This window comes from Flavobacterium ginsenosidimutans, from assembly GCF_037478105.1.
GTDB lineage: Bacteria > Bacteroidota > Bacteroidia > Flavobacteriales > Flavobacteriaceae > Flavobacterium > Flavobacterium ginsenosidimutans.
On the sequence record NZ_CP147988.1, the window covers coordinates 4106949 to 4122888 of the forward strand.

General features: G+C 39.5%; 15 protein-coding genes. 3 read left to right on the top strand and 12 right to left on the bottom strand.

Annotated features, from left to right (window positions below):
* Positions 1-63: 63 nt before the first annotated feature.
* Both V6624_RS17900 and V6624_RS17905 read right to left on the bottom strand, forming a co-directional pair.
* Complete coding sequence (locus V6624_RS17900; protein ID WP_111290085.1) at positions 64-909, bottom strand: FecR family protein; 846 nt, start codon at positions 907-909, stop codon at positions 64-66.
* Between the two features lie 239 nt (positions 910-1148).
* Positions 1149-1745 (bottom strand): RNA polymerase sigma factor, encoded by a 597-nt coding sequence (locus V6624_RS17905; RefSeq protein ID WP_111290083.1) that lies wholly within the window; start codon positions 1743-1745, stop codon positions 1149-1151.
* Positions 1746-2160: 415 nt separating this feature from the next.
* Here V6624_RS17905 and V6624_RS17910 point away from each other — a divergent pair, with 415 nt between their 5' ends.
* Positions 2161-2739 (top strand): hypothetical protein, encoded by a 579-nt coding sequence (locus V6624_RS17910; protein WP_111290081.1) that lies wholly within the window; start codon positions 2161-2163, stop codon positions 2737-2739.
* Between the two features lie 188 nt (positions 2740-2927).
* On the opposite strand, the gene V6624_RS17915 is transcribed toward V6624_RS17910, so the two are convergent.
* Positions 2928-5243, bottom strand: coding sequence for a glycoside hydrolase family 3 C-terminal domain-containing protein (locus V6624_RS17915; protein ID WP_338839603.1), 2316 nt, complete (start codon positions 5241-5243; stop codon positions 2928-2930).
* Between the two features lie 811 nt (positions 5244-6054).
* Between V6624_RS17915 and V6624_RS17920 the strand changes: the two genes are divergently transcribed.
* Entirely contained in the window at positions 6055-6660 is a 606-nt protein-coding gene (locus V6624_RS17920) for an NAD(P)-binding domain-containing protein (protein WP_338839604.1), read from the top strand.
* 272 nt (positions 6661-6932) lie between these two features.
* Here the strand turns inward: V6624_RS17920 and V6624_RS17925 are convergent, their stop codons facing one another.
* The 3 genes from V6624_RS17925 to V6624_RS17935 form a co-directional block, all read right to left on the bottom strand.
* Entirely contained in the window at positions 6933-7961 is a 1029-nt protein-coding gene (locus tag V6624_RS17925) for a rod shape-determining protein (RefSeq protein ID WP_338839605.1), read from the bottom strand.
* Positions 7962-8229: 268 nt separating this feature from the next.
* Positions 8230-8808 carry a hypothetical protein gene (locus V6624_RS17930; RefSeq protein ID WP_263522970.1) on the bottom strand — a complete coding sequence of 193 codons (579 nt, stop codon included), beginning with the start codon at positions 8806-8808 and terminating at the stop codon, positions 8230-8232.
* A gap of 329 nt (positions 8809-9137) precedes the next feature.
* A complete protein-coding gene (locus tag V6624_RS17935; RefSeq protein WP_338839606.1) occupies positions 9138-10082 on the bottom strand; it encodes an alpha/beta hydrolase in 945 nt (314 codons plus the stop codon).
* Between the two features lie 287 nt (positions 10083-10369).
* On the opposite strand from V6624_RS17935, the gene V6624_RS17940 reads away from it, so the two are divergent.
* Entirely contained in the window at positions 10370-10561 is a 192-nt protein-coding gene (locus tag V6624_RS17940; protein ID WP_263522972.1) for a cold-shock protein, read from the top strand.
* Between the two features lie 75 nt (positions 10562-10636).
* On the opposite strand, the gene V6624_RS17945 is transcribed toward V6624_RS17940, so the two are convergent.
* The 6 genes from V6624_RS17945 to traM all read right to left on the bottom strand — a co-directional run bounded on the left by V6624_RS17945 (position 10637) and on the right by traM (position 15939).
* Positions 10637-11701 carry a threonine aldolase family protein gene (locus V6624_RS17945; protein WP_338839607.1) on the bottom strand — a complete coding sequence of 355 codons (1065 nt, stop codon included), beginning with the start codon at positions 11699-11701 and terminating at the stop codon, positions 10637-10639.
* A 236-nt stretch (positions 11702-11937) separates the two neighbouring features.
* Positions 11938-12276 (bottom strand): helix-turn-helix domain-containing protein, encoded by a 339-nt coding sequence (locus V6624_RS17950; protein ID WP_338839608.1) that lies wholly within the window; start codon positions 12274-12276, stop codon positions 11938-11940.
* The gene (locus V6624_RS17955) at positions 12273-12584 is read right to left on the bottom strand and encodes a hypothetical protein (protein ID WP_263522975.1); all 312 of its coding nucleotides are present in this window, start codon (positions 12582-12584) and stop codon (positions 12273-12275) included. The genes V6624_RS17950 and V6624_RS17955 overlap by 4 nt, the downstream gene beginning before the upstream one ends.
* 19 nt (positions 12585-12603) lie before the next feature.
* Complete coding sequence (locus V6624_RS17960; protein WP_263522976.1) at positions 12604-13755, bottom strand: hypothetical protein; 1152 nt, start codon at positions 13753-13755, stop codon at positions 12604-12606.
* Positions 13756-13770: 15 nt separating this feature from the next.
* Positions 13771-14634 carry a conjugative transposon protein TraN gene (gene traN / locus V6624_RS17965; protein ID WP_263522977.1) on the bottom strand — a complete coding sequence of 288 codons (864 nt, stop codon included), beginning with the start codon at positions 14632-14634 and terminating at the stop codon, positions 13771-13773.
* Between the two features lie 12 nt (positions 14635-14646).
* Complete coding sequence (gene traM / locus V6624_RS17970; protein ID WP_263522978.1) at positions 14647-15939, bottom strand: conjugative transposon protein TraM; 1293 nt, start codon at positions 15937-15939, stop codon at positions 14647-14649.
* Position 15940 lies beyond the last annotated feature (1 nt).

Here is a 15940-nt window from a genome sequence, read left to right on the forward strand (position 1 = left end):
TGGTTGTATATATTTTTTTCTGGATTATAGAGATAAGGTTCAGCAGACCTTTTCGTATGCTGATTATCGGCTTACAACGTAGGTATCATTACCAACAGGTTTAATGGTAATTTCTAATGCAAAAGCAATAGTCTGCAATATTTCCTGAACTCCTTGTCGGGTATCAAGAGTTCCTTTCACCTGAAGCTTTTTTAGATCTTCACTGGCATATTTAAAAGTAAACTCGTGATTTGCTTTTAGTTTTTCAATAACGGCTTCAAGACTTAAGCCGTCTACATCAATAAGGGAGTTTTTCCATTCTGGATCAATAACCAAAGCCTTACGTTTTTGAACTATATTTTCTTTTGGAACAAATACAGCTGCAGAACCTCTTTCAAGAAAAACAGCATTCTGGCTACTTTCTACTTTGACCTTTCCTGTTCTTACATTTACCTCAGCAATATTCCCATACGCTTTTACATCAAATGAAGTTCCTAAAACGGTAGTTTTTATATTTCCTGAGCTGATAATAAAAGGACGTGAAGTATCTCTTGCCACTTCAAAAAAAGCTTCCCCTTTTAATTTTATGATTCGCTCCTTCCCAGCAAACTTTTCCGGATATTCAATTCGTGTGTTTTCATTTACCCAGACACGGGTTCCATCAGACAGACGAATTAGCCTAATATCTTGCGGATAGGTTTGTGTGATAACTCCAGTAGTTTTTAAAGACTGAGATCCAAAATAAAACTGAGATACGGCAAGTGAAATAAAAAGAACTGCGCAGGCGGCCACAGCTCCGCGGTAAATATTTCTGCGTCTATTAATAGTTACCGATGCAACAGCATGCCACATTCGCAGTTTTACTTCTTCGGGAAATATTCCTTTCTGCGGTAATTCGTCCCATTCTTCTTTTAGCCGATTTAATTTCATTTTATAAGAGTAAAATTAATGTTTAAGGAAAATCCTCAAAATATCCTGTCAATCTACATTAGACAGCTTTACTCCAAAAAATCACGGGCAATTTCAGACTTAATGATTTATTAATACATAAAAAAAGCCATATTTCCTTTAACCCTTTAAAATCTAACACCTTAAAAAACAAGCTCAAAAATCAGGTTACAATTCCTTTACAATGCCGATACATTTTTAATCAAAATAGCTTTAGGGTTTTATGAAAAATCAGTAAAAGAATTCAAGGAATGGCAGTGATTGATAAAAAACAGTGCAAACCAATACAGTTCATGGCTTTCTACAGAATTCTTTCTAAGATATTGGAGTGTTTTTGATATCTGATTAGCGACGGCACTCTGAGACATTCCCATTTCCTCGGCAATCTCTTTGTAGCTCATTTCATCGAACTTATGGAGTGTGAAAATTTTTCTTCTTTTCTCAGGAATCTGTTGCAGCAAATGCTCTATCTTCTCCAGTTTTGAAGACAGATCAGTTTCTGCCTCTTCAGCACTGTCAAGTTCTTTAATTAACTGGGAATCTTCGACCGAAAGAATGCGATTCTGCTTTTTATACCATTTGGAAATTTCCTGTTTGCAGCTTTTAAATAAAATAGAATCAAGTTCTACGGAAGGATCAATTTTACTGCGATATTTCCAAAGATGGATAAAGACATTCTGAGTGATGTCTTCGGCATCGGACTGCCGAGCAGCATATTTCTTAACAAAACAAAAAACTTTAAAATGATACAATTCATAGATTTCTTTAAAGCAGGAATCATCTCCATTTCTTAATCTTGTAATCAAAACAGTGCTCATAGTATAATTTTAAATTGGAAAAGAATCCTTACAAAATTACCGCAAACAGAGTTTCATTATTTTGCTTACACATTCATTTAATGATTTTTTAATATTAGCAGAAAAAGAAGACGTTTTTAAATGCAAAAAAAAGATTCTGAAGCTATTAGTCCAAAATCCTTTCATGAATTTATACCTTTTTTTTTCTGTTTATTCTTAGGAAGGCTTTTAAAAAATAACAATCGCAATATAACCGCCAAAACCTAAATGCTACTCACCGCGCAGTGTAAATGAAAAGGATTCACTTGAAGTTCTATGAAATAAAAAGGCTATTTTTGAAAATAAAAAAAAACTAGCGTCCGCCAACCCACCCAAAAAAATAGGGTAAATAAGCGAAGTATTTGTGAGACATATATCTTAGTTAAAGAATAATTTTATGAAAAAAACTTTCTGTTATACATTAATACTGATTATAGCACTTTCCTGTTCTGAGAAAAAAACAAAGACAGAAAATATTATAGTTAAAAATAGTAAATCCGATACGGTTTTAAAAACAGATAATGGTAAATCAGAAAACGATTCAGATTGCGTATTTGATGACAATTACAAAAAAATAACAGAGGAATGGCTCAATGAGCTTGAAATCAAAAAATATGTTTGGGATCCAAAAACCAACAAAGCGACATTAATATACAATGGAGACACTCTAACTGTATATAAAGGCGGCTGTGACCATTTTATCAGTTCAGTAGAAATTAAAACAGATATTTACCCAAACAAGGAATTAGATAGTGCTTTAATAGGCAAAATTAACGATATAGCATGTAAATTTAAATTTGACAACTATTGCAAAAAGCTTATCGAAGGCCGATTTAAAAAAAATGACAATGCCAATTCATCATTATTTTTGGAGTTTGAAGATGATGATCCAGAAGATAATTTAGTTTCTGAAGGGATACAGATTTTAGAAAAAGAAAAAAGCACATTCATTACAATATCAGAGTATTATAATTAAAACTGCTGCTAATAGCCATTTAGTACAATAACACTATAAAAAGATTAACTAATACAACGGGAGCATTACTCATATAACTGCTAATAAAAAAGAGCATAAATGAAGAAAATTAAATTCATCACTTATACTCTCCTTTATATAAAAAAGTGTAAAATCTTAACTAGCCATATCCACACTTATAAACAACGCTACGGCTGCAATTTCAAAACATCATGACATTTGACTGTCTGTGCCACCGCCTTGAAGTTAACATTCTGGCGGATATCATCTGCCGATGCGGCGAAATGTGCAACATAAACTCCTTTATCAGTGACAAAAGCCTGCTCTGATTCGTCATAGGAAGCCAAATAATAATTGGTAAATGTCATTTCAATCTTTTGGCTTTCACCTGGCTGTAGTTCTTTTGTTTTTCCAAATGCTTTGAGCTCATAAACTGGTTTTGCCAATTTTCCTTTGGGTGCTGTAATGTAGAGCTGGACAGCTTCTCTACTGCTTAATTTTCCAATGTTTTTTACAGTTACTGATGCTGTGTACACTCCGTTCTTTTCCTTAACTGAGGCATTGGCATATTCAAATTGCGTGTAATTCATTCCAAATCCAAAAGGATAAGCTGTTTTCTTTCCTGCTGTCTGGAAATATCTGTAGCCGACATCCAAGCCCTCATCGTATCTAGTTTCTCCCAAATTTGGCATTTTATTGATCTCATCCTGCTTGACAAAAATTTCATCTCTCCATGTTAAACCATTAGGGAAATTTTTAGTGGAAGGAACATCAGCCAGAGCTTCTGGCCATGTCATCGTCAGTTTTCCAGAAGGGGCTGTTTTGCCAGTAAGCACATCAGCAATGCTGTTTCCCGCTTCCATACCTGGCTGCCAAGCAAGCAGTATAGCATCTGAATATTTCTGTACAGGAGCTGTTTCAATTACACCTCCCACATTTAAAATTACAATGACCTTTTTTCCCTTTTTATGGAAAGCCTCATAAGTCTGTTTGAGCATATCAAGTTCATCTGCGTTTATATTAAAGTCTTCAAAAGCACGGTCATTGCCTTCACCAGAACTTCTCCCTACCGTAACAATGGCAAATTCATTTCTTTCTGCGGCATTGGCATAGGTGAAAATTCCCATCTGCGGTTCTTTCACCCTTGGCCTTGGAAAATAGCTCGATGATGAAAAAGCTCCCATTTCAGATTCTGCCTCGTGATGGGCATAATCTCGATATTTTGAATAGACAGTGTTTAAAGTGTCATCAATTCGAATGCCCGCATTTTTAAGTCCCTCAACTAAGTCCACCACGTATGGTTTATTTACATCGCCAGATCCTGAACCACCAGCATAAAGATGATAGGAAGTATGTCCGAAAAGAGCAACTTTTTTCATTGAAGAAGCAAGAGGAAGCACATTGCCCTCATTCTTCAGCAGCACCATTCCCTGAGGTGCAGCTTTACGTATTATTTCTGCATGGGCTTTTAAATCAGGATTGTTTGAAAATTTATATCCATTGAATCTTGGGGTTTTAACTATATATTCCAATATGCGTTTTAGGTTACGGTCGACATCCGCCATAGAGATAGAGCCGTTTTTCAATCCATCCCCAATCTGCTTGATCTGCTCGGCGTTTCCTGGTGTCAAAAGATCATTTCCAGCATGCACCTGTGCTGCGGTATTTCTCGTATTCGTCCAGTCGGTTAGGACAAGGTTTTTGAACCCCCATTCATCACGCAGGATTGTAGTGAGTAGATCTTCACTTTCCTGCGTGTAGACTCCGTTAATATAGTTGTAGCTGCTCATGATAGTCCAAGGCTGGCTTTTCTTTACCATTATTTCAAATCCTTTCAGATACAGTTCTCTGAGCACACGCTGGCTGGCTATCACATTATTATGGGTTCTGTTTCCTTCCTGATTGTTGGCCGCAAAATGCTTCGCCGAGACTCCCACGCCCTTGCTTTGAATTCCATTAATAATTGCCGCGGCAATCAAACCAGAAACAAAAGGATCTTCAGAATAATATTCAAAATTGCGCCCACATAGCGGATTGCGCATCAGATTCATTCCCGGCCCCAATATAACGTCCACGCCATACTCTTTCACCTCGCTTCCAAAGGTGGAGCCTATTGCATTCACAAGTTCAGTGTCCCATGTAGAGGCAAGCAGCGTTCCGATTGGAAAACCAGAACAGTAGTATTTTTGGGGATCGTTTGGCCTTTCAGCACTTATGTGTACACCTGCAGGCCCATCGGCAAAAACAGTGTGCGGTATTCCAAACCTGTCGTTTTTGGCAGTATTTCCAGCTGCTCCAAGTACAATAGCTCCAGCATTAGGATCGGGGTTAGTCGGCAACCCCCAATACGATTTACCAAAGGTATAGCCTACAAGCATATTGGCTTTTTCTTCAATGGTCATTTCCTTAATGACTGCATCAATATTTTTTGGGTTCAGTTTTAACTGCGCTGTAAGGCTACTTGAGAGCAGCACAGCACCAAGTATAATAATTGCGTTCTTCATTGTTAGCGGTTTTTTAGATAGTAATATTATATTGTAAATCTAAACGATATAAGGATACAATCGCAATCCAGAAGATAAAATGTAGAATACCAAAATATTTAAAAACCTAAATAACAATTCATTAACATTAATTATTTCCCTAAAAAGTAGCTATTATCCCTTCAGAAGAAAAAGAAAAAGAAAAAGAAAAAGAATTAGAACATGATATTTTAAAAAAGGCTGTAAACATCTTTCCAAAAGGAGGCGATGGTACATCAAGGTGCGTTTCACAAACCTAAATATTCAAAAAAAGAGCTAAAATGTTTCTTACAAACACCTTAACTCTTTTTATTGTTTTTATTTTGTTTCTTTTTGTCCCCTCTACTTGCCAATACAGAAATTAACTTTCCTTATTTCATAAGGGTTAAGCAATGCCGAGGTACAATTAAGGTACAAGATTTTAAATATAAAATTCTTACAGAATAAAAAATCAAAAAGAGCTGTTTTTACAAATAAATGGGCCTTCAATAGAACGATAACAAAGTAGTTAAAACAAATATATTAAAAATATCTAAAATTTAGCTGCTCTAACCCACAACCGTTTAATCTCCAGCTTTAAAATAAAACTGCATTTTCATTTTTAACACTTCTCAACAATTCGCTTTTCCATTGAAAACAAGTAAATATACTCTGATTACAAATAAATAATAGCAGTAAATTTATTCCTCGGATGCGAAAGACATTCTCTCCAATAAATCCACATGCAATTACATATAGCATCGACATTCTTAAAATTTACTAGTGAGCAGTAATAATTAAAAAAGAAGAAATTATGAAAATTGGAGTCATCGGCATCAGCAGCCTTACCCTTGAATTAGCCTGCAGGGCATCAGACGCAGGTTATGAAGTGATAATAAACAATCCCAGGGGCGGGAATCTTATAAAAGAGGCAATAAAAAAAATGGAGCCCAACGCAAGGATTGGAACCTTAGAAGAGGCAGCCTCTGCTGAAATAGTTCTGCTGTTTCTTGCAAAGGATGATTTAGAAAACGTTATACAGTCTCTGCCTGACATGTCCGGCAAGATAGTCGTTCATACAAGCGGACTGATTTTCGATCCGCATCTGCTGCTGTCAGGCATCACAAATGCCATGACCTATAAAATAACAGCCTCACTGCTTCCGCAGGCTCATGTGGTAAAATTGTTCAATCCAGTCGAAACTAAGCAAAAACAGATCTCAGCCCTGAACAAAAACAAAGAAGATATTTTTTTTATAGCTGACCACTCAGATTCCAGAAACCAGATCCGAGCTTTACTAAAAAAGCTTCATTATCTTCCTATCGACCTTTCAACCAGATTTCATCTGCAGAAGGAAATAAATCTAAAAAGATTCATTAACCCTCTTGCCATCAAACCCTTTAAAAACAGCCATAATTAAAAGAGCATTTAAGATGCTTGCCTTAGTAAAGACTGTTTTTCATTATCTAAAGAAATTAAAGGGAGCGGATCTTCACAAGGCATCCTTTGATATGAACAGTATATTACCTGCAATAGCACTTACTGCCACACCGTTCTCTTCTGCCTTTTTTCTCATAGCAAATAGATTAGATTAATTTCAGAAAGCGCTATTCCATGTGGATAATAGTCATAAGCATATCTATACTTTTTTAATTTCTTTATCTGCTTCGCAGCTGCTTGACATTTTAAAGCCTACTTTACCAGCACGCTTTTATATTTGTCTATATTTTTCAAAACAATCCCCGTGCCTCTTACCACCGCTCGCAGGGGATCTTCTGCAATATAGACCGGCAGGTCTGTTTTCTGGGAAATTCTTTTATCAAGACCGCGGAGCATTGCTCCACCGCCTGCAAGATACAGCCCGGTGTTGTAAATATCTGCTGCCAGTTCAGGAGGCGTAACTGAAAGCGTTACCATAATGGCATCTTCAATTCGCAGTATTGATTTATCTAAAGCTCTTGCAATTTCTCTTGAGGTTATCTGCACTTCTTTGGGTTTGCCCGTAAGCAGATCCCTTCCGCGCACCATCATATCATCTGGCGCATCCTCAAGCTCTTCAATTGCTGCACCCACTTCTATTTTTATCTGCTCTGCGGTTGCTTCACCAATATACAGATTATGATGCGTTCTCATATAATAGAGTATATCTCCGGTAAAGACATCTCCCGCAATTTTAATGGATTTATCGCAGATGATGCCCCCAAGCGCAACAACCGCAATTTCTGTGGTGCCTCCGCCGATATCCACGATGATATTTCCTTTGGGCTGCATAACATCCAGCCCCATTCCTATAGCAGCCGCCATCGGCTCATGAATTAAGAAGACTTCTTTTCCGTTCACCCTTTCGCAGGACTCTTTTACAGCTCTCATTTCAACTTCCGTAATACCGCTTGGAATGCAGACCACCATACGCAGTGCCGGCTTAAAAAGATTTTTCTTTATCTCAGGTATATTGCTGATAAACCAGCTGATCATTTTTTCCGAAGCATCGAAATCAGCAATGACCCCATCCTTAAGCGGCCGAATAGTTTTAATATTCTCGTGTGTCTTGCCCTGCATTAAGCTGGCTTCCTTGCCCACGGCAATAATTTTTCCGTTCCTGATATCTCTTGCCACTATTGAAGGACTGTCTACCACAATCTTTCCTGCGTGGATTATTAAAGTGTTGGCAGTTCCCAAATCCATAGCGATTTCCACTATCATAAAATCAAATAAACCCATAATATCGTTTTAATAAAAAACGGTACTATGGGAGTTTTATTCTCTTTTATCTGAAAATGCATTAGCCAAATCTATCTATAAAGAAGAATCCGAACCCGCTTAATCATCTGATTTAAAACTATTAACAACCAAACATTTAATCTTTTACTTAAATCTACATTTTAACACATCTAACTCATCTGACAATTGCAATTAACATTTACATTATCAGTCACAGTCTTATTATCTTCACTTATAAAAACCTTTTCAGCCAACCAATTTTTATAGCCTAAAGCTGCTGGCTGATATTTCGAAGAAGGATTTTGTGGACAGCCTGCTGCCTGCGGCAATTAATAAAGCTGATCCAACGCGGATGATCGCTTTTCTTTCCGCTGTGCACATAATTGTTGTACCGCTTTATAGTAAAGGCATCAGGCTCATTTTCAAGAGCCGAAGATTTCTCAACGATATCATTGATAAGAAAGGCATACAGATTCATATCTGAAAAGACGCTTCCCTTTTCCATGCCATCTACCACAGCCTTTAGCTCCTCAAAAAGGCTGAACCCCCTTTTCTTTTTAGATTCCGGATACTCCTCAAATATTCTCCCGATCTGAGAGACCGCATCACTATAATGGTCCGCATTTGTGCTATTGGTAAAACTGTATGCAATCAGATACTCCAGTTCCGAGATGGCAAAATCCAAAAGGTCCGTATAATTCTTTTCGTTGAAATAATTTCTCGGATCTGTTCCGCTTCTGTTTCTTCGAAAGGTTTCCTCTTTTATGTTCATTGCCTTTGCGGCAACTTTAACAGACATGCCGAGCCGGTCGAGAATCATGATTATCTTATCCCTTGGTGTTTCCATTTTCACAAGAATTAGAATATAAATATAAGAAAAACAGCCGATTAAAAGCTTTTACAGGATTTTCTGCATGCCACCTACTGCCAAAGCGCAATTGATCCGCAATCCGACGATGCGCTTTTGAATGGTTTTAATGGCAGACAGTGGCCCCCATACCTGAAATCAGCTTATTATTAAGTAAGTAAGCCTGAAAATAAAAGACAGCAGAATAATGGCTGGGCAGCAGGTTCTACACTTTATCAAACATTGCCAATTACATTGCAGCATCATGTTTTTTATTACTGATGCGGTCCTGCAGTATAATTGCCTCCCACCCCACCTATGACGGGATTTTAATTTTTACCTAAAATCTGTCCGATAATTATTTTTTGAATTTCCCCAGACTTTTCCGTCAGCACCGAATGGCCAGCATCTTCAAACAGGAATATTTTTTTCTCCGGCGCTTTAAGCTGCTTAAAGTATTCTTCAGCGATGGCATAGTTAGTCTGGAAATCTTTTCCGCCGATGAAAAAATAAACTGGGCAGCTGATTTTAGGAAGCTCCCTCATAAGATTCTGCTTGACGGCCTTATTCCATGTAGGCAGCCATTTCTCTGACCAGCCTTTCAGATACTCTTTAACAGCAGTGGTGTCTTTATCCGGAAAAGGCTGCCCATCGTAATGGAACATCCATTTTCTGGAGTAATACAGCGACTGGTATTTTTCAAAAGGAATTTTAACTGTACTCAATTCTTTTTCAGCAGCCAGATTTCCTTTTTCTTTTGCAGCCGCTTTGAGCCTGTCCAGCAGCAGCCGCTCGCTTTTGCTCTGATTGATAACAGGGCTGAATGCGAGATAGGCATACAGCAGTCCGGGATGCTTTTCAGCCATTTTGAAGCCAAGGACAGTTCCCCAGGATTCTCCTGCGAGATACAGTTTCTTTTGGCTGAACTTTTTCAAAAGAAGCTGCAGGAGTTCGTAAGTGTCATTTTCCATCAATTCCAATGTAATGGGAACCGGCGACTGGTTTAAGGACAGTGTTCTGCCTGTTTCCCTCTGGTCCCACTGCACAACTGTAAAGTGATCCCGAAGCCTTGCGGAAAAAAGATCAGACTGGCTCATTCTGGAACTGCCCGGACCGCCGTGCAAGAATAATATTAAAGGCCGATCGGCATTCCCCGTATAGGAGATTACCTGTTTTATGCCGCCAACCGACAAAGTATCATAATGGGTCTGTGCAGATGATCTGCCTAAAAGCACCACCATAAGAATGAGTGCCAGATTTATTTTATTTTCCATTGGCTGTAGATTGCATTTCCCTGAATTATTCTTTACAGCCAAAATAATGATTTTTAAGGATTTGACAGCATCATAACATTAAATTTAATGGTATAATAAATCATCTAATGCTTTCCAAAATAAATTAGCGCTTCTTCCTCCCTAATTTATTTAAAGGATACCTCCTGTAAAGCAGCACCCAAAAAATGGATCTTTTTTCATTTAAAGTTAATTAAAGCATAAATAAAAATTATTTCCTAAGCTGCTATTATCTAATAGAGTACATTTGCACAAATTAAATATTTAATATGCAAGAAGGTACAGTAAAATTTTTCAATGAAGAAAAAGGATTCGGATTCATAACTCCTAATGATGGAGGAAACGAAATTTTTGTTCATGCTTCAGGTCTATCGGAAAATATCCGTGAAAACGATTCGGTTCGATATGACATACAGGAAGGCCGAAAAGGTCCAAACGCAGTAAACGTAGTCGTAGCATAATATACTATAGTAGCAGTTTATAAAGCACCTGTCCAAAAAACAGGTGCTTTTTTTATTTATAATGAATTATAATCATTATTTTCCCTTTCCAGAGATTCTGTCCAATTTCGGATTAGTGCTGTTTTTAATATCCTCTGCAAATTCGTCCACCCATTTCTGATCCGTCGCCCATGAAGTGATTATACGCACTGCCGCACTTCTTTTGTCTATTTCTTTCCAAACGTAAAACGCAAACTTTTCATGCAGCCGCGCAATCACCTTTTTAGGAAGAATCGGAAAAAGCTGGTTGGTGGCTGGCTGGGTTAAAAATTCATAACCGGCCTTTGAAATCGCTTCGGCAATCTGCTGGGCATATCCATTGGCTTTTGCCGCAAGAGTAAAATACAGATCTTCCCTAAAGAGTTCATAGAACTGAATTCCCAATACCCTTCCTTTTGCCAGCAGTGCGCCGCGCTGTTTGAGGACATAGTCAAATTCACTGCATAAGCTGGAGTTCTTAAATACGATGGCTTCCCCGAAAAGAGCGCCATTTTTGGTGCCCCCTATATAAAACACATCGGTTAGATGTGAAATATCAGCTAATGTCAGATCATTGCCTTCAGCAGTAAGGGCGTGGCCGAGCCTGGCTCCGTCCATAAAAAGAATAAGATCAAGGGCGCGGCATGCCGCTGCAATCTCCCAGAGCTCCGTCTTGTTATAAACGGTTCCTATTTCAGTGGAATTGGAGATATAGACCATTTTAGGCTTAACGGCGTGTGGCCTGAGCTGATGCGAATCAACTGCATTCTGAATATCAGAAGCCGTTATTTTACCATTCTGGCCTTCAACAGCAATTACCTTATGGCCAGTGAGTTCTACTGCACCTGTCTCGTTGGCAAAAATATGCCCTGTCGCCGCACTGATTACAGCTTCATGGGTTCTCAGCAAGGCGGAAATTACCAGAAGGTTTGCCTGGGTGCCTCCAGACACAAAATAAACAGCGGCATCGGGATTGCCCATTTTCTCTTTCAGGCATTCTTTAGCTTTTAGGGAATAGTCATCATCCCCGTATCCATTCTGCTGGTCCAGATTATTTTTCATAAGGCTCTTGAGAATACTCGGGTGCGCACCTTCAGAATAATCATTTTTAAAACTGTACATAAAAATAGGATTTAGTTACGCAAAGCTAATGGATTTCTTCTCTTAGAAACTGCTCAATAATTTTTTTTCGTGCACTGCAATAGCAGACCGCCTCGACAACTTCGCCGCTGTTTGAATTTCCTGTCTGACCATCCGGATCCGATCTCACTTTTTACTGAAAGCAGAAATCAGCCTCACATCAGACAGACCTCTTCCATAAAAAGGATAAATCCAGCCATAAAAAAAGGCAGGAAAAATCAATCCCTGCCTTTAAATCTCTGCTCCACTTCGGACCGCAGTTCTGAAATGGTTTTAATTCGCCCAGACTTTATCCACTCTAAAAGCTCCGACTTTATAAAGTAAAGCTTCTTGCCCTGCTTGTTCACGGGAATCTCATTTCGGCACACTTTGGAATAGATGGTGGCCACAGAAAGGTTCACAAGTTTGGAAGCCTCCAGAATTGTCAGCAGTCCCGGATCAAAATCCTCAGGCGGCCTATTGTTTCTAATGTCCTTCACCATACGCTCAATGCTCTCCATGCGCATCATAAGGGTTCCCAGTATATTGGGCAGGTCTTCAAAAGTAAACGGTTTCATTGCTCTATCATTTTACGGATTTCAAAATCAAAAAAGTAAATTCTGCTGGCCCTGGTCTTCTTAAACGAAGGCTCATAATGCAGATAGCCGTACTCGTCCAGCTCCCGAAGGCATTTATGGTAGGTATATCTGGAGGAAATCTTGGCAATGGGCGCGAGCTCCCTTCTGAAAACCTCAATGGGATTGCCAGAGCCCCTAACATATCGGAACTGCAGAAGGGCCGCATAAATGGCAATATGCGTAGTGCTGATCCGGTAATCCTTTTCAATTGCAGAAAAGAAGTCCGTTAAGGGCTTCAGGCTTTCCATATCTTCCCGCTATTTGGATTTAAATCGACTGCGATTTTTTTTTAGCCTTCTTTTCCTGCTGCTCTTCCGAGACATCTTCTCCTTTGCTTTCACCATCCGCCCCCTTTTTCTGCGATTTGGAGGAAGAAACAGCATTCTGCTGCGGATCCTGCTGCTTCTGATTTTGGCTCTCTCTGCCATTGATCCTCTGCATTGAGGAATCATACACCCTGATAGTCTTAAACTGCGGATTGGCCTCCACAAACTGTCTTTTTTCCTCCCCGCCGACGATAAAAGTCACAGCCTGCACATTTCCCTTTTTAAGGGAATTCATCAGGCTCTCTTTAGCCTCTGGGGTCTGAAGCTCTTTGATTGCATGCTTCTCAAGGGCCGCCTCCAGATTATAGCCGTAGTTCTGATGGTAATGGTGCATTTTAAAATTTCCATTGGTCTCGCCATCAGTAAAGTCTAATTTTACCCAGCAGTTATAGATCTCCCCATCCCTGCTCACCAGATCCTTATTCACTGATCTTCCCTCCAGCAGATTAAAAGCTTCCTTCATCGTAAAGTTATTCTCACTGCCTATGTAAAAAATCTGCTCCAATGCATGCGGAGCGCCCTCTTTCTGAAGGATAGCCTTATAGGAGTTAAAGAAATACAGATCGCTCTGATCCGATTTCTTAAAGCTGAGCTCTGATAGAAGCCTGGCGGTATCAAATCTTGCATCATGGCTAAGGGTAAACTCCTTTTCCCCCTTCTCCATCTTCTTTTTTAGCTCTATCTGCAGTGACTCTCCAAAACCAGTGTATTTGATCTGGTTTTCTAAAAATTCTAAATTCTTCTGATTCATAATATTTCCATTTAAGTTATTCTCTGTTAATTCCCTCTTTTCGCTTTCCGATCGGACAAACGATGCCAGATCAAGGGTCCCATTGCCGCAGGTGTCCATTCCGCTCTGCATCACCATCTTTAAGCCATCAATAAGCGAATCTATTGGCATGCTCTTAAAATAGTCCGTATCATTAGGTCCTATAAGACAGTGGTCCTCAGCGCCCATTGCTGTTCTAAAAAACGCAATGCTATCGCTGTCAGTCACTAGATTCAAAGGATGCGCGGCATAGCGATAGCCAAGAGAAGCCATTTCCTTAGCAAAGCCCAAAAGCATTTCAGTATCAGCAATATTTATAGTCATAATTATTTTTAGCATTTAATTGGAAGTGATGCTGGATTCGCCAATTGGAAACACTTTATCAGTCAGATTATCATTAATATCGACTTCCAAATGCCTGCCTCCATTTTTTTCAATCATCTGAAGCGTCAGATATTTATTCTCAGGTATGGTAAGCTTCTCCAGCGCAAAGACTTTAACCACTTCAGACTTATAAGGAACAACAGAAGATGAAGAGGTGCTGTACAATGGCTGCAGTTCTATTTCCTGAGATGCCGTGCGTTTTGATTTTCTCTGGTCTCTGATAAAGAATCGAAGCTGGTCTATATCGTAGTTAATTTTGGATCTGTTTTCGAATACTACCCTTAAATACAGAACATCCTGATGGATAAAAATGCCGTTTACCTCCAGGCTGATCCGGAACTTTGACTTTTTTAAACCGCCCGTCTTTTTCTTCTTTGATAAGGCAAGTGATGCGAGCTGCTCTATTTTCTTCTGGTTCTCGTTCTCCAATGAAAACAGTACATCTTTACTGGCTGCAACTGCATTTTCAGCTTTAATGCTTAAGTCCGGGCAGTCTTCATCGTAATTCAGCACAAATACGTACAGTCTCCCGTCTGAAGTCACTATTGTTAGATTAGTCTGGAAAAAATACTGCTTGGCTGCCTTTACCAGCAGTATATTCTCCACCCCTTTGGCTTTCTGCACCAGCACATCTGAACTTCCTTTGTCGATGCTCTTAATGGCATAAGGAAAAACAATGCTTGTTGTTTTGGAAAACCCAATCTGAAGATTGCTGTAATTATCTTCATAGAAGACCGTTTCTTTTGCTGCCGGCTGCGGATAGGCGCAGCTGCAGATCAGCAGCCATCCAATTAAAAGCAGATGCTTTATTTTTTTCATTTTTTCAATTCTTTAAGGTTTTATATTCTTCTGCTTCTCATCATAGAGCAGGACCCGATAGCCCGCTTTCACCACCACTTTTATGAGTTTAACCTTCTTGCTCATCAAACTTTTAGCCGCCTCGATTCCCATTCCTGCTGCCTGCGCTCCCCAGGAATCAGCTATTCCTGTTAGCCCCAGAGTCTGGATAGAGCGGTCGGCGGATGCTTTAGCCACATCTCTGCTGATCGCTCCGGGTATATAGATGCCATCAATGCCATCAACATCATAAACAGCCAGATCCACTGGAAAAATCGAATTATTGTACTGTATATTGGCAATCTTTACCTCAAGCCTCTCTCCTTTTAAGGCGGCTATTCCATACAGAAAAGTATTCTTGGGTATGGCTGTTCCCTGCAGATAAATATCATGCGTAAGCCTTAGCTTAACCACCGAGCCGTTAACAATTGTCTGGGTCTGATGGACGGCCGCTTCAATAGAGTTCTGCACTTCCTCAGCAGGCGGTTCTTCATCCAGCGGATAAAATGCATTGGTTTTTAGATAGCTCTGCATATCGGCCTTCTGCTCCAGTGAGCTGATAATGTTCTCTGCCCCCTTTTTCTGTACGGAAAATATCCTGCCTTTTTTGCTTTCGGAAGACTCTTTAAGCCTTTCCTGCACCCGCTGCGGATGCTGTATGTCTAAGATATTCTCCAGCATGCCGCCAAGCTGCTGAAGTTCTGGATCAGCTTCCTGCGGTGCGCTCATCGCGGACATAAGCCCTTCGAGCTTTTTAATCCCATCCGAGTCCCCTGACAGGCCGTAATTTTCAAATTCCCTCATGTCCTGTCCATAACCCGAAGCAGCAGCAGTAGGCTGGCTGACTGCCTTTTCAAGAGCCCTAAGCTTCTCATAAACTTTCTGTTCATTGTGGTCCTGAAAAGACAGTGAATTAAAAGCCGTTCTGTTTTTTGAAAGAATGCGGGATTCAAAATCATCTGCCGAAAAAGAATTTGCTTTATCTTCTGAGGCTTTACCTTCAGAATAATTAGGATCTTTCTTTATCTGCTCGCGCAATTTTATAGAATCAAGCGCCGCCTGATCATAATAGCTCATCTTGTCAAGTGTTGAGTCCTCATTAAATTTAGGCAGGGGCAGATTGAAATTAAATCCCTTCTTTTCATCATTCCCTGCAGTTTTGGCTACCATACGTCCTCCTCCTAACGAGTAGAATAAGAATGTCAGAAATGGAAACGCTATAAGAGGCAGCACTAGAAGCATCTTTCTCTTTTTTGATTCTTTTGGAGATAATGTTTTCTCTTGCATC